Raw genomic sequence first — 23,860 nt, forward strand, 5'->3', positions numbered from 1 at the left:
ACGGTATTCGTGTGTTTGAGGTCATTGAGTATAATACTTCACGTATCTGTGCTTATCATGGTGTTGAGGTCACTAGGGATCCGAGGGGAGTAGTTAATTGCCCTAAAGGTCATAAGCTTCATTCGGACCTAAATGGTGCATTGAATATCTTGAAGAAGGCTACCGGTATAGTGATCTCGACGATAAAGAGGCCCCTATCCTTCATCGTGGATCATAATCGAGTAGAGCCCGTGAAAGGGGCGTAACCCTCTAGACCTCGGGGAACCCTCGCCCTCAAGGCGGGGGAGGAGGTCAGGCAATTTATGGTTGGTGAATTGATGAGGAGCCACGGAATCCGATTCGCGCCGTGTTACAAGATGAATGGCAAATCTCGCGCCTTAGGGCGGGGATGGGTTTTTTAACCTAGAATTCAACTCCTCCTCATGATCACCGATAATATTTAAAAGAGGAGCATGTCAAGCATATTCAAGCGGCCGTAGTCTAGTTTGGATCAGGACGACGGCCTTCCACGCCGTAGATCGTGGGTTCAAATCCCACCGGCCGCATCACCCTAATCCGGACATGGATCCAGAGCATCCCCTTACCCGCTTCTTGCCTTAGCAATGGCTCGAATCCCATCCTCGATATTTTCCTCCCTAATCGCGCTGGCGCTGAGCCTCGCCGCATCCCTCTTCTCCTCTCCAATGAAGAATTTAGAGGCAGGCACAAACACTGCCCCCAGCCTAATTGCCTTACGCAATACCTCCGCGGCGGGCATGCCTAGGCTAATTAAGGCGTAGAAGCCGCACTTAGGTTCATACATTAGGGAGCCCGGCATGTATCTCTCCAGTGAATCCAGTAGAATGCTTAACTTACGCCTATAGAGGGGCCTGGCTTTCCCAATAACCTCCTCCGCTGCTCCATGCCTCAATAATTTATATGCGATTAATTGGGTTAAGGTAGATGTTGAGAAATCGTGTTGCTCAAGCCTCTCAAGCCCGCCTCTCAACCAGTCCGGCGCCACCACGAAGCCTATCCTGAAGCCGGGGCCAAGCAATTTACTGAGAGTCCCCACGTAAATCACATCGCTAGACATGGAGCGAATGGGGAGAGGCGCCTCCCTGGAGAGAATAGTGTATGGGTCGTCCTCCACAATGAGGAGCCCCCTTTCCCGCGATAAGTCAATGAGGCGCTTCCTATCCTCAATGCCCATGCATGTTCCAGTGGGATTATGGCAACTCGGTATAGTGTATAATACGCCTGGTTCCCTCGCTATTTTCTCGAGACTGCTCGGATCAATGCCGCCATTAGTGATTGGCGCCCCAATGAGTTTGCCTCCCTGGAACCTCAGTGGAGCAATGGTTTCATAGAATGTCGGGTTCTCCACGTAAACCCTAGTTCCGCGATGCACCAATAATTGAGACAATAATTTAACCGCATGCTGCGCACCGCTCGTTATTATTATGCTCCTCCAATTCGCACTTATATTCAGGTACTTGAGGAGGTATCGCGATACCTCTATCCTCAATTCCCGCAAGCCCCCAGCGCCAGGGTACGCGAGGGCAGCGGGGCCGAACTCGGCGATCACTTGNTTCATGGATTCCTTGATTAGATTGATTGGGATTAGGGATGGATCAGGTGATCCGCTAGCAAAATTGAATTTAATGCCGCGGCGAATCGACCTGCTAGCCAACTCTACTGGAGACCAATTAATCCTGGGAATCCTGATGCCGCTCATCCATTAATGAAGNGAATCCAGTTATTTAATGGTTCCCTTAATGCATCAATTCACGCGGTGCCCTAGGCGAGTTCATTATATTAAGGCCTAACCATGCCTCCACTTGCTGAGTAGGTGGGATTCATTATTCATTTATCAATGTTTAAATATGGGAACTGAATTCCTTTTTAAGTGGTAGTTAATGTATTGCCTGCATTCGCGGCCGCCGTAATATGGGCCTACGCCTCAGTGTCCTACAGGGAATTCGTGTTGAGGTTAGGTGTCTTGAGGTTAAACGCGTTGAGAATGACCTACTCGGCGATAGCATTATTGGTTCCAACCATTATTCTAGGCATAAACATGGGCGCAATATATGGCGTATTAAGCGGGGTCCTTAGCCTTGCCATTGGGGATTCGCTGTACCTCAGGAGCATAAGGGCATCCGGAGTTTCAGTCGCGGTTCCAGCATCATATAGCTATATCATTATGGAGCAATTCATGGCAATCGCATTGGGGGAACCCCTAAAGCTAAGCTACTTAGCGGCCGCCGGCTTAATGATTCTTGGTATTTACCTCTTAACAAGGGGTGGGGGGAGCGGAAATGCCTTGGGCATCGCCTATGCCCTAGCCGCCGCAGCGGCCTGGACGCTGGGCTACGCGGCAATAAGGGTGGCGGGAGTCAGTGGCCTCGGCCCAATACCAATAGCGTTTACCAGGGTGACCTCTGCTCTCCCATTATTAGTCGTGGCCAGTCACATAGATATTGGGGATGCAGCGAAGACGACTTGGAGAACCGTGCTCCCCATAGTATCGGCCCTAGACCTTGGCCTCGGCTCAGCGCTATTCGCCTACTCAACAATACAAGCAGGGCTGGCTCCCACGGTGATAGCCATGGGCACGGTGCCCCTCCTATCCCAATTGATCTCACGTATGCTGGGCAGGGAGAAGCCCAGGAATAGGGAGTACGCCTCCGCAGCAGTGATGCTAACCGCCATAGCTGTATCGTTCATGTGATGGCGGCAACCATGAGGAACTAGACGACATGTTTCGCCTATATTTATATAGATATCTAGTGGGCATTACAACGTGAGGATTAAGGTATGGTTCCTCGCCACACTCTTCAACTTGGCTGGAGACTTATGGATTAACATGGCTGTTCCCGATGGGGCCACGATTAACGATCTCCTTCAAGCCATATCCAACATCAAGCCAGCCGTGATTCATGCGGTAATGGATGGGGAGAGACTCAAGAGAGACTACATAATTACAGTGAATGGCCGCGATATTGCCTTCCTCAGTGGATCAATGACTGTTCTTAGGGAGGGAGATGAAGTGGCGATATTCCCATCATTGATTCTGTCTTAGTGCTGCCACCATGATAATTGCGTTACCAAAAATTGGACACACAGTCCCTGGAAACGATCCCAAATCAGGATCCCGAATTGGTTTAATGTTTAATCCACTACGCGTCCCATTAAGTGTATCGGCGTTGCATCATCAACGCTCACGGTCACGAAGGTGGAGAGGCTTGCCTTCTCCACAATGACTGGCCTGTAATTCCCTATCCTAACCATGAATCCCCTCCCCCTATAGCCTGGTTGACTCACTATTCCATTGAACGTGCCCCCAATGAATTTCTTGTTTCGAGCCAGGGATACTTTAAGCGCCTCCTCGCTCATTAACTTGCTTCTCGCCTTTTTTACCGCATCTGGGATCTGCTTCATGGCTGCGGCCTCTGTTCCAGGCCTTGGACTGAATCTAGCCACGTGGACCTTATCTATCTCTAATTCCTTAATTAATTGAAGGGATTCCATGAAGTCCTCCTCCCCCTCCCCGGGGTGCCCCACAATTATGTCAGTGGCTATCGTTGAGTCGGGAAAAGCCCTCCTTATCTTCATTACCTCCTCCCTGAACAGCGATGCCTCGTACTTTCTCCTCATTATTTTAAGTACCCTATCGCTCCCGCTTTGAACAGGTATGTGGAAGAACCTATATATCCTCCAGTCGCTCTTAACGACGTCTATTAATCTATCCAGGAATCGATCCAGCTCGAGGGGCTCCATCATGCCCATCCTAATGAAGAACCTCCCATCAATCCTCAGTATTGACTCCAGCAAGTCAACTAAGTCATACCCCTTATCCCTACCATAAGCGCTCGTTTCCTGCCCAGTCAAGTAAATCTCCCTAGCGCCTCTCTGCACGGCTCTCCTCACATTGCTTACCACGGCCTCCAGGTCATAGCTCTTGACCCACCCCATGCCTCCCCTCGCCAACTTAGTGGCGCAGAAGGCGCAGTTACCCATGCATCCAACCTGTATGGGAACCACATGTATGTGATTCCTTGCCCCCGTGAATTCAGGTAGAATCTTCATGGGCCTCTCCCTTCCGGTAATCGATGAATTCAGCAATGCATCGAATTCTTCTATGCCGTTTAGATCGATGAGAACAACATCCGGATAGGCTTCCCTTAGCCTGCTTGGCTTGACTTTCACTAGGCACCCAGAGGCCACGATTCTCTTTTCACTATTACCCACCCGCTTAAGAAACCTAACCGCGCTCTCCTCCGCCTCCTGCCTAACGGCGCACGTGTTTAGGACAACTAAGTCGGCTTCCCCGGGGTCCCGCACCCTCTCGTGTCCGGCCGCAGCTAATCTCTGGGCTATTAACTCGCTGTCGGCCTTATTCAGCCAGCACCCCAGGGTCTCCACATAGAACTTCACGTAATTGGTCGTGACAGCAGTGTTTAAAATACTTGGTTCACTTGTTCATAGATGGAGATACAGATACTGGGGGGCGGAGGGGAAGTTGGGAGGATGGCCATCCTAGTCAAGGGATCGAGGAATGCCTTCCTCATGGATTACGGCGTTAACTTCGACGATGAGGGCCACCCCGTCTTTCCGCTTCATGTGAGGCCCAGGGACTTAACCGCAGTAATGCTTAGCCACTCACACCTTGATCACTGCGGCGCATTGCCAAGCCTCTACGTGAGCGCCTCGCCTCCCCTCTATGCAACTAAATTAACGACTGAGCTGGCGGAGTTGATGTTCAAGGACGCAATAAAGCTAAGCGGGTACTACTTGCCTTATGAGGATGATGAGGTACGCAACGCATTAAGGCAAGCAGCGCCGGTGGAGTACGGCACTACGGTGACGTTTGGAGATGATAAGGCAACCTTCGTGAATGCGGGCCATGTGCCGGGCAGCATGATGACGTACCTGGAGGTGGATGGGAGGGGCCTCGTGTTCACCGGCGACTTCAATCTAGGCGAATCCAACTTATTGAATGGAGCCGACGTGAGCATGTTGCCCAAGGACTTGGATTACGTGGTGATGGAGGCCACATACACATCTGGGAATCACCCACCAAAGGAGGAACTGGATAAGGCCTTCATAGATGCAGTCAAGTCAACGCTGGAGGAGGGCGGCTCAGTCCTAATACCTAGCTTCACAATAGGGAGGGCCCAGGAAATCCTCATGACTATAGTGAGGAATAACGTGCTTGACGTGCCCATAATAGTTGATGGCTTGGCCAGGATGGCTAATCAAGTAATAGCTAAGTACCCTCACCTGCTTCGGGATCCGGGCCTTTATGAGAAGGCAATGAAGGCCAGCGTCGAGGTTCTAGGAAATTATTATAGGAAGCAAGTGCTTCGGGATCAATCGATAATAATCGCGCCGGCCGGCATGCTTAAAGGCGGTGCATCCCTCTATTACTTCAAGAGGTTAGCCAGAGATAAGCGTAACGCGGTTATTCTGCCCAGTTTCCAGGCCCCAGATACTCCAGGCTTCGAGTTGCTGAGCAGGGGGGCAGTTAGGATCGGCAATGAGGAGATAAGGGTTAACGCCAAGATTTATTGGTTCGACTTCAGCGCGCACAGCGGCTTAAGGGAATTAATTAGCTTCATTGATCACTTCTCCTCCAAGACCAAGGTAATACTGGTCCACACGGAGCCTCTTGCCAGCATTAAATTCGCGCAGTCCCTGGGCAGGGATCTATACGTGACTAAGGTAAGCGGGGAGCGAATAATAGATTAATGAATAAATCTGTGGATGCATAATCATGCATTCACCCTGGCCAGTATGGGGCATCCCCGCCCATCGTTTGCGCAGTATTGTTGAGCATACTTTGACCTGACGCTTCTCCACTCCTCCGGGGGCATTAATGCGCATCGATCTCCATCAAACGTGTGCACATAGAAGACGCACCTCATGTGGAAACTGGGCCACCCATCATTAAAAGCTTATTGTTTTTGATTCAATGATCAATCGACGCGCCCCGCTCCGCTGAGCGAATCACTTGGTCATGGACTCATAGACCTTTATTAATGCTTGAGTGCCTTTTTCCCCGAGNCCCTTAGCCACCAGCGACTCATATAGTTGAAGCAACAGGCTTGATCCAGGCAGCGGCGTGTGTGTTTTACTGGCTAAATCAATCACGTACCTCAAGTCCTTCCTGAGATGCGCTGCCCTGAATCCGGGCTCCAAATCGCCGCGCATTATCTTAGGTAAGTAATACTGGACAGTGAATGAATTGGCGGCTCCAGAGCTCAACACCGTTAACAATGCATCCTCGCTGACGCCGGCCCGCCTCGCCAGCATTAATGCCTCCGCCACAGCCATCATATCTATCCCAACAACTATTTGATTGCATAGCTTCAATAATTGCCCGGCCCCCGCTTCTCCGCCATACACAATTGTCTTCCCCATGGCCTCGAGCACTGGCTTAACTCTCTCGAACGTCTCTCTCCGTCCCCCAACCATTATCGTGAGAGTCCCCTCCCGCGCCCCCTTATCGCCCCCCGTCACTGGGGCATCAAGGAACTCCACGCCGAGGCTTGAGAGCCTGGAGAAGAATGACTTAGCGACCTCAGGCGAGTTAGTGCTCATATCTATGAATATGAGTCCCTCATGCCTTCCCTCAACCACTCCATTGGGGCCGAACAATACCTCCTCGACATCGGGCGCATCGGTTACCATGCTGATCACGACATCGCTTGACTCGGCCACCTCCCTCGGCGAGGACGCGATGGAGGCCCCGAGCCCCCGCATCGCCTCTGCCTTGCTTCTCGTCCTATTATAAACAATTAAGGGAAACCCCTTCCTAGCTATGTTAGTGGCCATGGGAAGCCCCATTATTCCAAGCCCTATGAAGCCAACCCTAAGCATGAACTGTAAACAGCGGCCTCAATATAATCCTATCACTCACTTCACTTGAGGGTCGCTTTAGTGAGCATGGAGCGTTGGCTTGCGTCGCTGAATGAGCGTATAATAGATAACCATATCATCCTTAAGGCGGAGAGCCGCCAATTGTTTCGTCCTCCATCCACTGAAGATAATCCGCGTTCCCGGCAGTGATTGGAACCGCTAATACTTCCGGCACCTCGTATGGATGGATCTCCTTTACTCGCTTAATTAAGTCGCGAAGCCTCGGCTCCGTGGTCTTCATCATCATTAGAACCTCATCCTCATCCTCCACTTTTCCCCGCCACCTATATATGCTCCGCACGCGAGTCATATTAACGCAGGCAGCTAATCGTTCCTCCACCAATGCGCGAGCCATCTTGGCCGCCTCATCCTCGTTCGGGGCAGTCACGTAAATAATGAAGTACTGCATGGGAATAATTAAAGTAGCTGCTTAAAAATCAATCCCAATCCTCAATTCATGCGTGCAGAGGTATTCACTCCGGCAGTGGTTTCCAGCTTATTTGAGGCTTGCTTAACTGATCGGAGCGGCAAGCCAATAACTGATCCATTAAGAATGGGAGCCAGGGGAGGAGGATTCACCATGAGCGCCGGGGTCAGGACCAAGGTTCGCCTAATCGAGGAGCCAAGCATTAAGGTGGCGATAAATGGGGAACCCAATGAGGCTAGAACCACGGTTAACGCGATCAAGATAGCTATTAATCGCCTTGGCCTACATGTGAGGGGCGTCGAGGTTAGCCACGTCGTGGAGGTCCCCATTGGTTCAGGCTTCGGCACCAGTGCATCGGGGGCTCTTGGCGCGGTTCTAGCCTTATCCCTAGCCTCGCGCCGCCCCCTCTCCCTGGTTAATGCGGTGAGGATCGCGCATGAGGCTGACGTGGTGAGCGGCACGGGTCTCGGCTCAGCGGAGGGTCTCCTCGCTGGGGGAGTGGGAATGGTCACTGAGCCCGGGGCTCCATGGTTTGGCTCCATAGATAAGATACCGCTAAGCGATGATTTGGCCGTGGTAGCTATTCACTTTGGGGGAATAGAGAAATCAACCGTATTATCATCAAGCGAGGCCCTCGCCGGGGTTAATGAGGCTGGGAGGAGAGCAATGAAGCGGGTCAAGGCTAGACCCACAATTAAGTCCCTACTAGTGGAGGCCAGGAGATTCGCCGAGGAATCCGGGATAGGGGATCCGGAACTGCTTAGGCTAGCTGATGAATTAGTGAGGGCGGGCGCCATTGGTGCATCCCAGAACATGATTGGGAGAGCCATTCATGCGGTGGTGAAGAAGGCCCGCCTCAGCGACGTGCTGGGGCTGGCTCGAGGATTCGGGGGGTTCCTCATAGTGTCCACGATATATGATGGAGGACCCAAGGTAATTGAGCATTCATAAGGCATTGCCGAGGAAGCGGGGCTTCCTGCGATTCATTTGCTCCACCCACGGCAATGCAAAGCCATGGTAAGCCCGCTCGCTATGGTGGATGAGATTAATCCTTTGCTTCATCGAGTTCATGCACTGCCTGAATCACTTCCTCGGCGCTCCTGGCGATACGTGCTCCCCGGAATCTGCTCGTCCATGATGCGAATCCAATCGNGTGGAATCCAACGCTGGCTCCAGCCAAGGCATCGTGTGGAGTATCAGTTATGTATGCTGTTTGATTGGGCTGGATGCCGTGTATCCTTATTATGTGCTTGAGGAGATCCATCTTAGTGCCGCGACCCAAGTCGCCCAGCGAGTACAGTGGATTAATTGAGACGCCAATCGCCTCGAGTTCCCTCATGATTAGGCTGCTCTCTATCTCTCTTCCAGTCGCTACAAGGGTTGATCTGCCCTCTCTCCGTAATTCATTTAATGCATCAATCATGCCTGGAATGGGTTGCCCAAAATCCTTTCTCTCCATATATATGGACCAGCACCTCCTCCAGAACATGAATGGATCCACGTGCCTAGGCGTGTATGTCCTCAATAGGTTCTCCTCGTAATCCGCCAAGAATAATTCGAAACTGCTGGGTGGAGCTACTCCATGCTCATCAACGCACTCCACGAATGCCTTATAGAATCCCCTGAATGTGTCCAGGAGAGTCATGTCAAGATCGAATACGACCCACTTAATCACGGCTCTGCGGTTACTTGCCCCCATTTTTATCCTTAACCGCCCGCTGCTCCAGGGAATTGCTTAACTCGAGGAGCGCCGCTCCCTGCCAGTATGATGGTGCCGCATCCCCATTGATTGACTTAACCAGTGCCATGGATTCATCCAGGGAGAGCCCCCTATACATTAAGTAGCCGATTATTATTGTTGGGGATCGGCCGATCCCGGCATTGCAGTGAACTATGACTCTCCCAGCCTTAATGGCCTCATCGATCCACTTAAATATGGAGAGAAACTCATCAATGCTCGGCGCACGCATATCCCTCACCGGCACATGCAGCACCTTAATGCCCAACTCATCGGCATCCCTCAAGTACTGATTCAAGGGATACCCCAGCGCCCTCATTTCCCAATCCTCCAGGACGGCGACTACCCCAGTCACTCCCTCCCTCCTCCACTTAATTAAGTCCCCCCGTCCCCGGGGTGCGCATGAACCGCCGATAACGTCGTTGACGAAGTATGGACACTTATTCGGCATGCATTGCCTCGCCTTTGTGCTGATTAAAGGCTTTTTCAGCTCGGGTTTTAAGCTTAAAAAGTCTAAAGGGTAGCCTCGCCTAATGGTTAAGGAAGTATTATATAGCGCCAGGACTGGGGATGAGCGGAGATTCATTTGCTGCGAGNGGTGGTGCGAGGGTTATTGGCTCAGCTTAGGCGAATTAAATCAATGCCTTGGCGAGTCAAGCAAGCCCCGATTGCCTTTCCTCATGAGGTTTAAGTTCATTAAGAAAATGGCGGCTCCAGGCCGCTTCCCGCGAAACAAGTGGGTAATTAGGTTCTGGGGATTAGCAAGTGGCTTAGCCACCAACATGAATCACCTAGATATAACCGCGCTCCCGGAGCCGCCGAAGGCAGTAGTTAAGGAGGTGACGGGGGATGTCCTAGTGATCGGCGGCGGCTTAGCGGGTTTATCCACCGCAGCCGAGTTGAGCCGTGCCGGGTGTAAGGTGACCATTATAGAGGGGAACCAGGACCTCGGCGGCCGCAATGCGCTGGATATGGAGAAACTAGTGAATGGCTCGACCCCGGCCAACCTAATAAGCGATTTGAGGAAGAGCCTCCTAAATGATCCTAATGTCTCAATATATGGCGGATACGCATTCGACGGCAAGCTGGAGGATGCTGTGATAGCCCACGCATTGAATGGCTCCGCGATCCTCAAGCTGCGGCATAGGTACGTGGTGTTCGCAACGGGGGCCAGGGAGGTTCCCGCGGTGTTTCCTGGAAATGGCTCCATCAAGATGTATACCGGTTGGACTTACTTGAGCCTAGCCAGGGCCGGCTCCATTAGCCACAAGTCCGTGGCCGTCTATGGCTCCGATGATTGGGGTATTCGGGTTGCCCACATCATTAAATCCATGGGAATCAACGTCGTGCTCCTCGACAATTCTGTTCAAATTAGGAGCGATCTATATAGGGACCTAGCCAAGGAAATGAAGGTGGAGACCGCTGTTTCCCTCAACCCCAATAAATTATCTCAATTAGGCGTTGACGCCCTAGTCACGACCGTGAGGGTGCCGGCCATAGATGCCGCCGTGCAGTGGGGCGGCGAGGCTTATTATGAACATGAATTGGGCGGCATGATTCCGCGGCACTCATGGAGTGGGGAAGTGATGGGAACCACGGATGCGTATGTCGTGGGCGAGGCAAGTGGCTTGATCCCGCTTCACTTGGTGCCGATGCAGGCTAAGGTTGTTGCGTCCAGCATAGCGTTGAAGGAGGGCCGCATAGATGAGAAGGAGCTGGAGAAGGCGCTTGCCGAGTTCAGGACATCAATAAACGTGGCCTCCCCAAAGCAATTCAATGCTTTTCAGCGACTTGATAAGGGCCTCCACGAGATCGGCATATTCGTGGAGCCCAACGTGATTAATGTGCCTCAATGGGCCAGCGACATGGATATAGCAGATGCAGATGAGGAATTGATCTGTATGTGCGAGGACGTGACGCTTGGGGATTTATTGGAGAACGTTAAGGCGTTCACTGGGGCTAAGGAGATCAAGGTGACCGTGCTCCACGATGAGACGCTTGAAGCCAGGAAATTCTCGCCGCCGCCCATGGAGAGAATAAAGAGGACAACTGGGCTTGGGACGGGCGCGTGCCAGGGCAAGCTCTGCATGGTTACTGCCAACTTAATACTGGCCAGGATATTCCAGAAGAAGCCGAGGGAGATAGGCATATTTAGGCAAAGGTTCCCACTGAATCCCATGCCTATGGGGACTGCGGGTGATGCAAGTGAGTGAGGAGGGAAGGGGCTTACAGGCATATACGGCTGATGTTGCTGTGGTTGGCGGCGGAGTAATTGGGCTCTCCACGGCGTATAATTTAGCCAGGAGGGGACTAAAGGTTGTTGTGCTGGAGAAGGGCTATATTGGCGGCGGCAGCTCAACTAGGAACGTGTCCCGGTTCAGGGTTCACTTTGGGAACTTCGAGAACACTAGGTACGCCATTGAGTCGGCCAAGATAATGTCGAGGCTATCCGGGGAACTGGGGTGGAACGCCATCTTCAGGAGGAGCGGTTACTTATGGCTTGCGCGGGAGGAGCGGGTCCTGAATCAATATAGGGAGCTGAATGAGAAGGTATGGAAGCCCCTCGGCGTTCCAGTCAAGTTCCTGACCAGGGAGGAACTTAGGGAGAAGTATCCCTACCTGGATAAGGATCGATACGTGGGCGCGGTTCTCGGGGAGCAGGATGGGGAGTTCCATCATGATTACGTGATGGCTGGTTACCACGTCAAGGGAATGAATCTGGGCGTTCAGTACGTGGAGAACTCGGAGGTCACCAAGATAACCGTGACCAATGGACGAGTAGTTGAAGTGAGGGGGAGGAGGGCCTTCGTCAAGGCCAGTAACGTCGTGGTTGCCGCCGGCGCATGGACCCGCGACTTAATGCTGCAGCTGGGGATTGACTTGCCGATAACCCCGGTCAGGAAAGAGATTGGGGTAACGGCTCCAGTGCGGTACTTCATGGAGCCATTCATAATAGATACATACAGCAATGCATATGTGGCTCAAACAATGAGGGGTGAAGTGATTGGAAGCATTGAGGGAAGCGATGAGCCTGGATTAAAGCCATTCAATAACACGTTTGATTGGTTCACGAAGTGGAGTAGGGCCATGATAGAGATGATGCCCAACGCCAAGAGGCTTAGAGTCATGCGAATATGGTCCGGCTTCTACGAGATGACCCCAGATCACAGCCACATAATGGGCAGGAGCCAGGACTGGCCGGAGGGGCTATACGTGGCCAGCGGCTTCAGTGGCCACGGCTTCATGCTTGCGCCCCTCACCGGGGAATTAATGGCTCAATACGTGGCCACTGGGTCCCTCAGCGACTTGGCTGCGCCCTTCACGCCGGATAGATTCAAGACAGGCAAGGCCCTGCGCGAGGCAGTGGTAATAGGTTAAAGGTTCAATAGGTCATCATCTATGTGTTCCGATTCATGGTGAAACTTTCATTAGTTTAAGTTACTAATTACGCAATAGCATTTTTAAGTTGGCGAGATGCTCTTATGTAGGGTATGGTTGTTAGGATACCATCATCGCTCTGCGCGGCATGCAAGGGCCGTCGATCATTGTGTGGACTCCCCAAGTGCCCGCTCCTGGAGAGGCAGAAGGCAATGAAGCCCACGCTCGATATTAGGGGGAACGTGTTCGGGGCCTCGCCCCCCAGCGTGGTTGTTGGGGAAAGCGGGTACCCAAACATCCATGTATTGATAGGGGGTTCCGCCCGGCAAGGCTGGGAACGAGAGCCGCATCTTCGAGGACCCAATTAATTGGTGGGGCACGCTGCAATTAAGCGATATACTGGGGCTACGCGCATCAATGATTGCCTCATCCACTAAAGTAAATGCCGGGGAGCCCCTTAAGCTTTATGAGAAGGAGCTAAGCGTGGCGGCATCATCCACTCAACCAATTGATGTGGAGGTGAAGATAGCTAAACCCCCAATTACCGGAGTGACCCTGGACCCCATGGATCTACCCCACCCGCCACTCGTTAAGGCGATTGACATAAAGATAGATGGGAATCCAGCGCTGCCTCGAAAATTGGAGCAATTAATATTCGATGATGTTAAGGCTGACCGCGGCGTGCTGGAGCTAGCGGCGGCTGGGGTTGATGTATACACCATAATTAGGGCATTCTCCATGGGCCTCATGGGGGAAAAGAGGCGGCGGCGACTAGTGCCGACCAGGTGGGCGATAACCGCCGTCGACACCATTATTGGAAACGACTTGCTGCGGAGGGTCAGGTCACTGCCCTGGATCCCCACCCATGAACTCTACTTCACGGAGTACCTAAGCAATAGATTCGCAGTCCTAATCAGCCCCGCGCCGTTTAGCGTTGCCTGGGTCGAGATATGGCACCCCTTCACGCCCTGGGGAACAGGGAGGGAACCAGCCATCGTCATCAATAAGGAGAATTGGAGGGGTGATTACTCATTCCTAGACGGCGGGTACCAAGCCGCTCGGCTCTCCCTCCTTAAGTACCTGGAGTCACGGGGAAGGTCTGGATCAGTGATAATAATTAGGGAGGTGCTGCCGGAGTATTACGTAACGGTGGGTAATTGGCACATAAGGGAAAGCATGGGTCACGTGTTTCAAAATATGGTGGCGAGGGGCGATGAGGCGATCACCGCGATTAAGGCATTATTTAGATACGATGTATCAAGCATGGAGAAGCTCCTCCCTAAACAAGAATCAATAATTAAATACCTATATTAACTTACCTTTATGTTTTATTAATTGCATCGGCAACTAGCTGACCTCCTCCCCGCCTTGAGGGCGAGGGTTCCCCGAGGTCTTGGGGGTTACGCCCCTTTATGGGCGCTACTCGTTTCCCTCCCGAGCCGGTATTGTGGGGGTACGTCGGCCCCCACTCCCCATTCTCTAAAAATTGACCGGCCGAGAGTCCCCTATTCTCAGAATTTTTAAACTTTACCCCGCCCTAAAGGGCAAGATTTGCCGTTCATTTTATCATCATTTGAGAGGAAGTTACCCGTGAACATTATGTCACCGCCGGCGTACCCAGCAACGCGGGCAAGCATTATTTCGCCCGGGGATGATGCATCAATGCCGGCCCCGAGGCCTCGAAGAAGCGCAAGTATGGCTAGGTTCCCATTAGCCTTAACGGCGTAATTAATCCTTGCTCCAAGGGCGTCCCTGAGCCTCAAGTAATTGCTCCTAACCCTATCCAAGTCATAAACCAGGAGCGGCGTGCCATAAGCCTCAACTAGGTCCCATGCATTAACCCCATTTATGCTGCACTCCATGGAGGGGAAATACCGGTAATTATAAATGCCTTTTTCCCAGGGATGGGTTTCTCGGCATCTATGCTTATAATTAAGGCTGCGCTGCCCTATTCATGTTTAAGCCATCCCATGAATCGCCGAGGGTTGAGCCCGTGTTCGGCATCCTCATTATCAGTGACTCCAGGTTTCGGCAGTACCTTAATGAAGGTAATTACGGGGATGAATCCGGAAGCGCCGCGATGGAGCTCCTCCACGGCGTTGGGAGGACATATAACCCAGTGCTGGTTCCAAATAATCCTGACTCGATAAGGGGCGCCATAGCCACCCTTCAATCAATGGGGGCCAATGTAATAATAACGATTGGGGGCACGGGGGTGGGGAAGAGGGATATCACTGTTGATGTGGTGGGGAAACTATGCGATAAGCGAGTGGATGGATTTGGGGAGGCATTCAGGAGACTAAGCGAGGCTGAGCTTGGGCCCCATGCATTCATGAGCAGGGCATGCGCATGCGTCGTCGGCGACTCAATAATTTTCTGCCTCCCAGGATCCCCGGGGGCAGTTAAGTTAGCCATTAATTCCCTAATTAAGCCAGTCATTCTTCACCTCCTCGGCGAGTTGATTCGGTGATTGGAGTTGGATGTTAAGGTTAAGCACAGGATATGGATCGAGGTGAATGGGGAGAGCATAATCGGGCCAGGGGGGTACGACATATTATCAGCCATAGATAGAACGGGCTCTCTCTCGCGGGCAGCCAGGGAGCTCGGTATGTCGTACCGCTTCCTCTGGAACTACATAGATAAAATGGAGAAGAGGCTCGGGTTCCCGGTGATTAATGGGTGGAGAGGCGGTGCTAGGAAGGGGGGAGCCAGGTTAACGGATAAAGGCAAGCAATTATTATTGATATATGGCGAAATAATGAGCGATATGGCCAAGTTAACGCCTAAGTGGGAGGACGCCGTTAAGCGCTTCCTCTCCGCCCATGAGTCATGAATGGCAATGGCCTCGCCCCCTTTCACTTGATGAAAAGCTTTACTCCATCACTCCAGAACAAGGCCGCCTCGAGTAATTAGCATCATTGGATTCCTTGCCTCGTAAACCTTTATTATAGATCCCCTAAAGCAAGTTAAAGTGATTCACTGCCATGAATATGATCGCCTAATTAAGAATTCGATCACACATGAAGCCATAATGGGCGGGCCCCTTCATTGCCAATTAATGGCGCTCATTAAATTCAGTACCGCGAGTCATATATTGGAGGAGGCACGCGCCTCGATCAGGGCTCTGGATGAATTGAGTCGCCTCGATAGGGATTTCCCTGAGGTGGATTGGGAATCATTGGATCCACATTTCTTAATTCATCATGTGGGGCCTGCATCATGATACTGATTCTAAGCGTGAGGCCCATGTACCCCATGGAACTGGCCGTGGAGGGCGTGGGAATGCATGCCTGGGCCGTGAGGGACTCGGGCTCCGGCGCCATGGTTAGATTAATTGAGGGCAACTACATGCATTGCACTTGTGTTGATGGCGCTGCAGGGAGGATTTGCAGCCATGTGAGGGCAGCCTCAGCATTTCTCCTAGCCTCAATCAAGCTCCATGGCTTCTCATTCTTTCTACGCGGGGATGCATACGTGGATCACGTGCCTGGATTATTATGGCGGCGAGGACGCCTTAGGGGAGAGAGAATTAATTGGTACCTAGTTACTGGGGATGCNCCCTTCACCGTGGTGCTGAATGCGATTGTGGCCGGGGAGTCAGTTATAATTAGGGGCCTCTCAAGGCCGATCACGTGCCTCCAGGTCAGCCTTGCCTTTGGTTCCCATCCATGCATTAAGTATTTAACTGGGAATGGCTCCATCAATCATGTTGAGAGGCATTAGTCGAGCCATAATTGATGCCTTAATTGGCAGAATGACGGTCATAAGCATGGAGACGGGGACGCCTGTGACACTTAGCGAGGGGGATCGATTAATAATAGGGAGGGACAAGATAATACTAATCACTCGGAGACAAGTTAGTGGAGGCGAGGCCCCGGCGAGGCTTCAGCTCCGCAGAGTGGATTCCCCCTGCATGAACGGCTTCTTCCTGGGGCGAGGCAGCGATATTGAGGAGTGGGTTGCCGGCGGGGGCTACGTGGTTATTCAGAGGACCCATAGGGCCAAGAGACTTGAGGCGAGCGATGCGCTCCTCAATTACGCTGCGTCCCTGAAGGCTTGCCCAGCCATGATGGGGTTCTACGCCCCTGGGGGTAGGGGGAAACCAATTGGGGCGATTTTGCCTAATTGCTATGTTCCCTGCGACGTGGTTAGGTCAGGCGTTTCCCGCTACATGTCCCTAACAATGNGTTGGTTAAAGTGATGTTGTTCGACCTGCTGCCAAGAATAGAGGGGCACGCATTGATTCTCGGCACGACGGGCACCGGCAAGTCAACGCTCATAAAGGAGTCGCTCTCAACGATTAGAAGCGATTACTCAGTCATCGTATTCGACGCCTTCGGCACATATGAGGGATACACCGACATGCATGCCCCGTACCCCCTTAACCCCTTTGACTTCGACGATAATTCCCTCACAATACTCGACGCATTGGATGAGGCCCTCGCGGTTAGGTTCCCAAACATGACTAATAGATTGACGCCGGCAATGGAGCTCCTATTCATGAAGCACGCCAAGGGAGGGAAAAGCATTAAGGAGATCAGCATGAACCTATCAAGGGAAGTCGAGGAGAGGAGGCTTGGGACAGACGATGAGAACGCCGCCAAGGGCCTCCTGAGGAGATTAGCGTACTTCACGGTGGACGCCTTCTCCTCAACTCACCCCCTCCTGGGGAACGTGATTAGGAATAGAGCTAGGGGTAGATCAATAGGGGTGGATATAAGTGGCCTCAATGAGGCCCAGAGAATAGCATTCATAGTTTTCTTCCTCAAATCCATGGAATCCGCCGGAACCACTAACGCTATCCTGGTCATTGATGAGGCGCACCTATTCTTCCTGAACGGGGAGGGAAGCACATTAGCTGTTCACGTTAGGAGTGGCCGCAACTTTAATAGGTTCTACGTAATGATAACTCAATCNCCCCTAGATATACCGAATGAGGTGGCCGCCAACGTTAAGCTCCTCATACGGTTCGGGCTATCGTTCGCCTCATCATCGGACTTCCTCCTGAAGAGGGATGATTTAATAAATAGGTTAAGGGATAAGGCATCAATTAGCCCCAGGAGGGCGCTCGCCATAATAGTATCCACGAATGAGGAGGCATCAAGGAGTCCCTGGGGAATCGAGGAAGCCGCCGTAACAGTTAATCCCCTCAACCTAAGGCCAAGGAGCGGAGTCACCCTAACCAATTGCTTGAGCGGGGAGTATGGGAGCAATGCGGAGGCAATACGGCGCGGCATTGTTAGGCGAGGCTTCGGCTACATAAAGGACGCCGCGGCGAGGGAACGAGTATGGAAATGCGTGGGAGGCACGTGATCGCATTAGTGACGCGGCGCGGCGTCTGGCTACGCACGGCAATGACTAGCCTCTCCAATCAATGCATCGCCTCCGCTCAATTGCTTGGGGAACCCGAGTCCATTAATGCGGTGAATACCGCGTCCCTCTTCAGGAAGCCGTACCTAGAGAGAGTGCTTGGGCTTCCCTCGGCCCGCATTAGGAATATATCCCTTGATCCTTGGCGCATACCTGGACCCGCATCAACGATTGAGGAGGCCTTGATTAATGTTGCCGTAATGCATGCATTCATGCAGGTGCTTAGGGGAGTGAGGATGGGTTTATCGAGCTCCACTCTCCTCCTCAACATGGTTCTGCACGACCTTGGGCTCGGCTTCGATGTGGTTAAGTATAGGCGCGCCACTAGGGTGCTGGGCAACGATGCTTACTTGGGGTGCGGCTTTCTGCGGGCATTAATCGACGCAGCAACTCATCTTGGAGACATCCCTCCTGAACGAGATGGCGGCTAACTTAATTGATTCAGCCATGGTTGGAAACACGTGGACCGTATCTATCAAGTCATCAATTGTTGCACCCAGCCTAATGGCCAGTGCAGCCTCATTAATAACCTCCGCCGCGTTCTCCCCAAGCATGTGTACCCCAATTATTCTCCCCTCGCCGCTTATCCCCATCTTTATTAGTCCCAGTGTGGAGTCCAATATATTGGCCTTCGCTACGTCCCTCATGTGGATAAGGCTCCACCTGGAGCCGGGTGGCGAATTAATTGATCGTTGGCCCACGGAGGCGGCATTTGGTTGAATGAAGATTGCCCTGGGGACGCTCATTAAATCCACCCCCTTCCTGGACCCAGTTAACGCGTTCTCAGCCGCCAACGCCCCCTGCCTCCCCGCTAGCGCCTCAAGCATTGGCCCGCCCAATACATCCCCGGCAGCATAGATGCTTGGATTACTGGTCGCCAAGTAATCCGTGACCCATATGCCTCCATTCTCCCCCAACTTTACGCCAGCCGCATCAAGCCCAATATCAGTGTTGGGCCTTCGACCAGCGGCTATTAACACTTCATCAGCCTCCACGTCGCCTAGATTCGTCGATACCATCTTTGCCTCTCCATTCCTCCTTACCTCCTTAATTGAGACGCCTAGGTGAATAGAGACGCCGTCCCTCTGAAGCACCTCGGCGGCGGCTAGGGATATCTCAGGCTCCCAGTCAGGTATTAGGGCTCGGCTCCTCTGGAGAAGCGCTACCTCGACCCCGAGCCTCCTATACATTTGGGCGAATTCCAGGGCCTGGGCGCGACCGCCTATAACTACTAGGGACTCCACTCTCCTATTGGGGGATAACGCCTCCACATTAGTCCAGTACCCGGCCTCCCTGAGTCCCCTTATGTCGGGTATAATGGGGGAAGAGCCCGTTGCCACTATGAATTTCTCCGCCTCCAGCGACTCTCCATTAACCTTAACTGCGCGTGGAGAAATGAAGTGGGCATGTCCCTCTATGTACTCCACATCATAGCTGGCCAGCACGTCCTCGTACTTCGCCTTCCTCATCGCCGCCACCAGGGCATCCTTCGCCTTCACCGCGTCCTCGAGGGGCGGCACGCATGGTTGATCACATGGCTGCTTGGCGGCGGCTTCACCTATGCTCAGCATTTTCTTCGTGGGAACGCAGCCGACGTTTACGCATGTGCCTCCGATTGGTCCCTTCCCGATTAGGGTTGGCTTGACGCCTAACTCGTTTGCCCTAATCATTGCGGCGAAGCCGGCGGCCCCGGCCCCAATTATGATTAGTTTCCTAGCCACTCGTGCTCCTCCTCTCGAATGCGTCGGCGCAGTGGGAGCAGCAGAAGTAGTGGGTCTCGCCCTTGATTTCCCTTGCGTACAGGTTTTCGCTGCTTAATTCCACCCCGCAATTCTCGCACCTTAATTGGGTTGATTTAATGCTTGTCTTCAGCTTCATATATTTACAAGCCGTGCGTGTGTTAATAAGAGTTATTCAGTTGAACAATTATTCAGATTTTTTAAAAAACATTTATTAAGAGGTGGGGCCATGCATGATTAATGCAGGAACTTCTAGGGGAATTGGAGTCCTTCTTCTCGGCGTTGGCTGATGAGACGAGGCTCCGCATAGTGCTGCACCTGCTGGAGAGGGGTGCATCAACTGTGCAGGAAATAAGCGCTGGAATAGGTAAGTCGGAGTCACTCGTGTCGCATCACCTCTCCTGCCTAAGGAATTGCGGAATAGTTAGGTACACTAGGAACGGTAGGAACACGGTGTATGAGGTGAATGGGGACGAGGTGAGGGAAGTAATTCAATTAGCCATAAGACACACGAGGCGATACAGCGAATCAATACTGTCATGTGACGTGCTTCAAGAGGAGAAGAAGCCAATTAAACTATAGCAAAACTAATAAAGCCAAGTAGCCGAGCGCTCCCATGTCTCTAGCAATAAACGGCGGTTCACCTGTCCGACGCAATCCTCTCGAGTTCAAGCCATGGATAGAGGAGGAGGACATAAAGCTCGTGGGGGACATAATTAGGAGCGGTAATTTATCATCGCTCCATGGCAAGTATAATGCGCAGTTAGAGGAGGAGCTAGCCAAGTACTTAGGCGTTGGGCACGCCTTCACTGCCAGCAACGGCACCTCATCGATTCACTTGGCGCTCAAGGCCATTGGGGTTGGGCCGGGGGACGAGGTCGTGACTACTCCCTTCACATTCGTCGCCACTGCCTCCACCATACTTCACTCGAATGCGGTGCCCATATTCGCTGACATAGATAGGGAAACCCTTAACTTGGATCCAATGAGCGTTGAGTCCGTCATAAGCGATAAGACGAAGGCCATATTGGTGGTTCACTTAGCGGGTTACCCAGCTGAGATGGATGAATTCATGAGGATCGCGAGGGAGAGAGGCATACACGTAATTGAGGATACGGCTCAGTCCCTGGGCGCCGAGTATAGGGGGAGAAAGGCTGGGGGAATAGCGCACGCCAGCACCCATAGCTTCTACCCCACGAAGACGATAACCACGGGGGAGGGCGGCGCCGTCGCCACTAATGACTCAAGCATAGCGAGCCAAGTGAAGCTGCTGAGGAGCCACGGCGAGACGGAGAAGTATCACTACGACGTGCTCGGCTATAATTATAGATTAACGGAGTTCCAGGCCGCCCTGGGCCTCATGCAGTTGAGGAGAATTGAGAAAATAGTGGAGAATAAGGCTAGGTACGCGAAGGCATTGACCGAGGAATTAAGCGACCTAGATAATGACGCCTTGATCCTGCCGCACCCCAAGCCCCACGTGAGGCATGCCTGGCACATTTACCAGATGCTTCTCTCCGATAAGGTTCACATTAATAGGGATAAATTGGTTGATGCAGTGAGGGCCGAGGGCATTAAGGCAGTTACCGTCGCTTACCCAGTGCCTCTATATAGGACGAGGTTATTCCAGGAAATGAGGGGCCACGGAATGGGGTGTCCCTGGTCCTGTCCATTCTATGGCAAGAAGGTGGAGTACAAGCCGCTTCCAAATGCTGAATGGGCATCAAGCCACATCTTCGGCATACTTGTCTCGCCATTCTTCACCGAGGCGGATGCAGTTGACACGGCCAAGGCAATAAAGAAGGCAATAAAGGGATTAAGCTAATTAATCTCAATTAAAGTTAAGGTTAATCCATTAAGTAAGGGGAAATATCGTATTCGGGAATGTGAGCTCCACACTGAGTGTTTTTCGCCCCCTTTGAGCTCTAGTCTTAATAAACATCAAATGGTAGTCAAGTAGTGTTTTAACCCTCCTAATTGAGGATATGCATGTGCCTAAATATAATAGTACATAGCTGGGATTCTGGCCTCCTCCCAACTATTCGGTAGGAGTTCCCCAATATCTTGAGGGTTACGCGCACCTGTGAAGTGCTGCTCTCTTCTCTTCTCCTGGCATTGCTATTTTTCACTTCCCAAAAATGATCAAGGAAGGGCCAGGGTAATAACTAGATCGCTAAAAACTCTACCCAGCCCCTAAGACGAGGCTTTGCAGTTCCCTTTATTATAATATTATTCTCTGGGAAAGTTTTAATTCATTGCTTAATGCTTGTTTTGAGTGATGATGGTTATTAAGTGATGAGGCGTGATTTGGAACCCACGAACTGATCAATAAGTGATTACGCTCAATGAGTCACGACCAATATTTCGGCTAATTAATGGGGCCTCCTATTCCTCTTCTCCTCTGTTATTAGGTGGTTAAGCATGTCGAGGGCACGTAGGAGATTGATTAAGGCAGTGATCGATTTATCGACGTCATCCAGGTCCCTCGCTGATTCTAGTTCCTTGGATACCGTCATTACCTTCTCATAAACGGCATCGCGCACGCCGATTAATCCGTACCTGATGGATACGGTCTTCTCCTCCTCATCGCTTCTCACCAGCACTACTTCCCTGCTGCACTTGGCGCAGTAATACTTTCCGTTCTTTAGGCGAAGAAGAGGAGTACCACAATTAGGGCACGCGTACTGCGTTAATGCTGCGCCTTCCCTCATTAATTCAGCCATTCTCTTAACGACTGGATCGCCTCCGCTCATGAATCTATGGCCAATGAATGGTTAATATAGCTTTCCACGCATTTATTTGCACTCGTCACGGAGGCCCTTAGGCGGGGTCACGCCCCGCTGCCCCAAGTACTTACCCACATACTTTGCCTCCCCCTCTATGGTGGATAGGACGACGTGGAGGAACCTCATGCCGGGCCTCAACACTATATAATTACTACTCGAGTTAACTATCTCGATGGTTACGTTGCCCTCAAACCCAGCATCTATAACGGTTGGAGGACTCGAGAGCCCATACCTAGCCACCGTGCTCCTCAAGTTGCATAGGCCTATGGCATTGCTCGGAAACTTCACGTACTCCGTTGTTGTGAGGAGCACGAAGTTTCGGGGGGGAACAACTATCTTACCATCCTTAGCCTCCACTATACTATAGAGATCCCTAGCATTATCTAGATTACAGGGATCAATCACTTGGTCATTAAACGAGTAAATCGCGTACTGATTACCAACCCTGAGATCAACCCCATTCTCCCTAACGGTATCAGGGGAAAGCGGTTCGATAACCAGAGAACCGGCCCTTATCAACCTATTAATTGCATCTCCCGAGAGTATCATGCAGAAGCGAGGCAATTAAACCATTTAAAGCAATTGCTTAAACTAGATCCCAGAACAACTCCAATGGCTACAAAACTTAATTATTTATCAAGAGAAAATATTATTTCAATTCTTTTGTAGATTCTACATTGATGCCCTTACAAGCTCAAGACTTACAACAAGTCTGCGAGTTTCAATTCTTTTGTAGATTCTACCCCACTCTATGGGTTGGGCTTTGTTCAGTTTAATCTGTTTCAATTCTTTTGTAGATTCTGCATAATATCCACTTTAGACCATGTGGCTTTGAATTACTAAAGTTTCAATTCTTTTGTAGATTCTGCGTGCATGCCGTTAATAAGAATAGTTATGAATTAATTGAGTTTCAATTCTTTTGTAGATTCTGCAACAAAATACGGAGGAAATAAATCAGGAAGTACAAATAGGTTTCAATTCTTTTGTAGATTCTGCTTTGAGGGGGATGAGGAGGCCTGCGTGAGGGGGGTTGAGAGTTTCAATTCTTTTGTAGATTCTGCTGGTTATGCTAGGAATCAGGGTTGGTGTACTGAGGCTGGGTTTCAATTCTTTTGTAGATTCTGCAGGTTGATGCGAGTATTGTTATTAGGGATAAGTCCCTTATGTTTCAATTCTTTTGTAGATTCTGCTATAAAATTCTGGGAATACTATATAGTCGCAATGATTTCATGGTTTCAATTCTTTTGTAGATTCTGCGTGAAACTAGGCATATACCCATCAAGAAGCGAGGCAATCGTTTCAATTCTTTTGTAGATTCTGCACATAAATTAATGGTTAATCCGTATAAGCTGAAATCAGGTTTCAATTCTTTTGTAGATTCTGCTGAAAACTTATATACTTTTTATATTTAAGTATTGCGTTTTTGTTTTTTCCCAAGGAATTCTCCTTCCCCGACCTTGGGAAAACTCTGCGAGACGCGGAAAAGCATGAAAAAATTTCCCAAGACAAAATAGAAATATAA

At 51.3% G+C, this 23,860-nt stretch carries 28 protein-coding genes, 1 tRNA gene, 1 pseudogene and 1 CRISPR repeat array; of the genes and pseudogenes, 19 read left to right on the forward strand and 11 right to left on the reverse strand.

Annotation, left to right across the window (positions count from 1 at the left end):
- Positions 1–245 (forward strand): annotated as a pseudogene (locus AT710_04145).
- Between the two features lie 224 nt (positions 246–469).
- Positions 470–545, forward strand: a tRNA-Gly gene (locus AT710_04150).
- A 35-nt stretch (positions 546–580) separates the two neighbouring features.
- On the opposite strand, the gene AT710_04155 is transcribed toward AT710_04150, so the two are convergent.
- Complete coding sequence (locus tag AT710_04155) at positions 581–1,717, reverse strand: GntR family transcriptional regulator (protein KUO92202.1); 1,137 nt, start codon at positions 1,715–1,717, stop codon at positions 581–583.
- Positions 1,718–1,888: 171 nt separating this feature from the next.
- Between AT710_04155 and AT710_04160 the strand changes: the two genes are divergently transcribed.
- Together AT710_04160 and AT710_04165 are read left to right on the forward strand one after the other, a co-directional pair.
- Positions 1,889–2,710, forward strand: a complete 822-nt coding sequence (locus AT710_04160; GenBank protein ID KUO92203.1) for a multidrug transporter — start codon at positions 1,889–1,891, stop codon at positions 2,708–2,710.
- Between the two features lie 72 nt (positions 2,711–2,782).
- Complete coding sequence (locus tag AT710_04165; protein KUO92204.1) at positions 2,783–3,061, forward strand: hypothetical protein; 279 nt, start codon at positions 2,783–2,785, stop codon at positions 3,059–3,061.
- Positions 3,062–3,150: 89 nt separating this feature from the next.
- Here AT710_04165 and AT710_04170 read toward each other — a convergent pair whose 3' ends face one another.
- The gene (locus AT710_04170) at positions 3,151–4,416 is read right to left on the reverse strand and encodes a MiaB family RNA modification enzyme (GenBank protein KUO92205.1); all 1,266 of its coding nucleotides are present in this window, start codon (positions 4,414–4,416) and stop codon (positions 3,151–3,153) included.
- A gap of 51 nt (positions 4,417–4,467) precedes the next feature.
- Here AT710_04170 and AT710_04175 point away from each other — a divergent pair, with 51 nt between their 5' ends.
- On the forward strand, positions 4,468–5,730 hold the full coding sequence (locus tag AT710_04175; protein KUO92206.1) for an mRNA 3'-end processing factor: 1,263 nt from the start codon (positions 4,468–4,470) through the stop codon (positions 5,728–5,730).
- Positions 5,731–5,988: 258 nt separating this feature from the next.
- Here the strand turns inward: AT710_04175 and AT710_04180 are convergent, their stop codons facing one another.
- Entirely contained in the window at positions 5,989–6,861 is an 873-nt protein-coding gene (locus AT710_04180) for a 6-phosphogluconate dehydrogenase (GenBank protein ID KUO92207.1), read from the reverse strand.
- A gap of 121 nt (positions 6,862–6,982) precedes the next feature.
- Positions 6,983–7,309 carry a hypothetical protein gene (locus AT710_04185; protein ID KUO92208.1) on the reverse strand — a complete coding sequence of 109 codons (327 nt, stop codon included), beginning with the start codon at positions 7,307–7,309 and terminating at the stop codon, positions 6,983–6,985.
- A 48-nt stretch (positions 7,310–7,357) separates the two neighbouring features.
- Here AT710_04185 and AT710_04190 point away from each other — a divergent pair, with 48 nt between their 5' ends.
- Positions 7,358–8,278, forward strand: a complete 921-nt coding sequence (locus tag AT710_04190; GenBank protein KUO92209.1) for a hypothetical protein — start codon at positions 7,358–7,360, stop codon at positions 8,276–8,278.
- 94 nt (positions 8,279–8,372) lie between these two features.
- Here the strand turns inward: AT710_04190 and AT710_04195 are convergent, their stop codons facing one another.
- The gene (locus AT710_04195) at positions 8,373–9,002 is read right to left on the reverse strand and encodes a hypothetical protein (GenBank protein KUO92210.1); all 630 of its coding nucleotides are present in this window, start codon (positions 9,000–9,002) and stop codon (positions 8,373–8,375) included.
- A 10-nt stretch (positions 9,003–9,012) separates the two neighbouring features.
- Entirely contained in the window at positions 9,013–9,516 is a 504-nt protein-coding gene (locus tag AT710_04200) for a hypothetical protein (GenBank protein KUO92211.1), read from the reverse strand.
- A gap of 82 nt (positions 9,517–9,598) precedes the next feature.
- Between AT710_04200 and AT710_04205 the strand changes: the two genes are divergently transcribed.
- From AT710_04205 to AT710_04220, 4 genes are all read left to right on the forward strand, one after another.
- Positions 9,599–11,278: a hypothetical protein gene (locus AT710_04205; protein ID KUO92212.1), complete on the forward strand. Its 1,680-nt coding sequence runs from the start codon at positions 9,599–9,601 to the stop codon at positions 11,276–11,278.
- A complete protein-coding gene (locus tag AT710_04210) occupies positions 11,265–12,443 on the forward strand; it encodes an FAD-dependent oxidoreductase (protein KUO92213.1) in 1,179 nt (392 codons plus the stop codon). The genes AT710_04205 and AT710_04210 overlap by 14 nt, the downstream gene beginning before the upstream one ends.
- Before the next feature lie 113 nt (positions 12,444–12,556).
- The gene (locus AT710_04215) at positions 12,557–12,811 is read left to right on the forward strand and encodes a hypothetical protein (protein KUO92214.1); all 255 of its coding nucleotides are present in this window, start codon (positions 12,557–12,559) and stop codon (positions 12,809–12,811) included.
- Between the two features lie 49 nt (positions 12,812–12,860).
- The gene (locus AT710_04220) at positions 12,861–13,757 is read left to right on the forward strand and encodes a hypothetical protein (GenBank protein ID KUO92215.1); all 897 of its coding nucleotides are present in this window, start codon (positions 12,861–12,863) and stop codon (positions 13,755–13,757) included.
- Between the two features lie 206 nt (positions 13,758–13,963).
- On the opposite strand, the gene AT710_04225 is transcribed toward AT710_04220, so the two are convergent.
- On the reverse strand, positions 13,964–14,305 hold the full coding sequence (locus AT710_04225; protein ID KUO92216.1) for a hypothetical protein: 342 nt from the start codon (positions 14,303–14,305) through the stop codon (positions 13,964–13,966).
- 92 nt (positions 14,306–14,397) lie between these two features.
- Between AT710_04225 and AT710_04230 the strand changes: the two genes are divergently transcribed.
- The 7 genes from AT710_04230 to AT710_04260 all read left to right on the forward strand — a co-directional run bounded on the left by AT710_04230 (position 14,398) and on the right by AT710_04260 (position 18,244).
- Positions 14,398–14,913 (forward strand): hypothetical protein, encoded by a 516-nt coding sequence (locus AT710_04230; protein KUO92217.1) that lies wholly within the window; start codon positions 14,398–14,400, stop codon positions 14,911–14,913.
- A complete protein-coding gene (locus tag AT710_04235) occupies positions 14,914–15,276 on the forward strand; it encodes a molybdenum-pterin-binding protein (GenBank protein KUO92218.1) in 363 nt (120 codons plus the stop codon). It abuts the gene before it with no gap.
- Positions 15,277–15,414: 138 nt separating this feature from the next.
- Entirely contained in the window at positions 15,415–15,666 is a 252-nt protein-coding gene (locus tag AT710_04240) for a hypothetical protein (protein KUO92219.1), read from the forward strand.
- A complete protein-coding gene (locus AT710_04245) occupies positions 15,663–16,166 on the forward strand; it encodes a hypothetical protein (GenBank protein KUO92220.1) in 504 nt (167 codons plus the stop codon). The genes AT710_04240 and AT710_04245 overlap by 4 nt, the downstream gene beginning before the upstream one ends.
- Positions 16,150–16,644: a hypothetical protein gene (locus tag AT710_04250; protein ID KUO92221.1), complete on the forward strand. Its 495-nt coding sequence runs from the start codon at positions 16,150–16,152 to the stop codon at positions 16,642–16,644. The genes AT710_04245 and AT710_04250 overlap by 17 nt, the downstream gene beginning before the upstream one ends.
- On the forward strand, positions 16,644–17,756 hold the full coding sequence (locus AT710_04255; protein KUO92222.1) for a hypothetical protein: 1,113 nt from the start codon (positions 16,644–16,646) through the stop codon (positions 17,754–17,756). The genes AT710_04250 and AT710_04255 overlap by 1 nt, the downstream gene beginning before the upstream one ends.
- Positions 17,732–18,244, forward strand: coding sequence for a hypothetical protein (locus AT710_04260; protein KUO92223.1), 513 nt, complete (start codon positions 17,732–17,734; stop codon positions 18,242–18,244). The genes AT710_04255 and AT710_04260 overlap by 25 nt, the downstream gene beginning before the upstream one ends.
- Here AT710_04260 and AT710_04265 read toward each other — a convergent pair.
- The gene (locus AT710_04265; protein KUO92224.1) at positions 18,188–19,483 is read right to left on the reverse strand and encodes a mercuric reductase; all 1,296 of its coding nucleotides are present in this window, start codon (positions 19,481–19,483) and stop codon (positions 18,188–18,190) included. The genes AT710_04260 and AT710_04265 overlap by 57 nt on opposite strands.
- 43 nt (positions 19,484–19,526) lie before the next feature.
- Positions 19,527–19,691 (reverse strand): transcriptional regulator, encoded by a 165-nt coding sequence (locus AT710_04270; protein KUO92225.1) that lies wholly within the window; start codon positions 19,689–19,691, stop codon positions 19,527–19,529.
- A gap of 101 nt (positions 19,692–19,792) precedes the next feature.
- On the opposite strand from AT710_04270, the gene AT710_04275 reads away from it, so the two are divergent.
- Positions 19,793–20,134 (forward strand): ArsR family transcriptional regulator, encoded by a 342-nt coding sequence (locus AT710_04275; GenBank protein KUO92226.1) that lies wholly within the window; start codon positions 19,793–19,795, stop codon positions 20,132–20,134.
- A gap of 34 nt (positions 20,135–20,168) precedes the next feature.
- Entirely contained in the window at positions 20,169–21,377 is a 1,209-nt protein-coding gene (locus AT710_04280; protein KUO92227.1) for a DegT/DnrJ/EryC1/StrS aminotransferase, read from the forward strand.
- 547 nt (positions 21,378–21,924) lie between these two features.
- Here AT710_04280 and AT710_04285 read toward each other — a convergent pair.
- Both AT710_04285 and AT710_04290 read right to left on the reverse strand, forming a co-directional pair.
- Entirely contained in the window at positions 21,925–22,305 is a 381-nt protein-coding gene (locus AT710_04285; GenBank protein ID KUO92228.1) for a hypothetical protein, read from the reverse strand.
- 42 nt (positions 22,306–22,347) lie between these two features.
- On the reverse strand, positions 22,348–22,887 hold the full coding sequence (locus tag AT710_04290; protein KUO92229.1) for a deoxycytidine triphosphate deaminase: 540 nt from the start codon (positions 22,885–22,887) through the stop codon (positions 22,348–22,350).
- Positions 22,888–22,989: 102 nt separating this feature from the next.
- Positions 22,990–23,722: direct repeats of the CRISPR family, unit length 25 nt; unit sequence GTTTCAATTCTTTTGTAGATTCTGC.
- Positions 23,723–23,860 lie beyond the last annotated feature (138 nt).

This window comes from Thermocladium sp. ECH_B (assembly GCA_001516585.1).
GTDB lineage: Archaea > Thermoproteota > Thermoprotei > Thermoproteales > Thermocladiaceae > Thermocladium.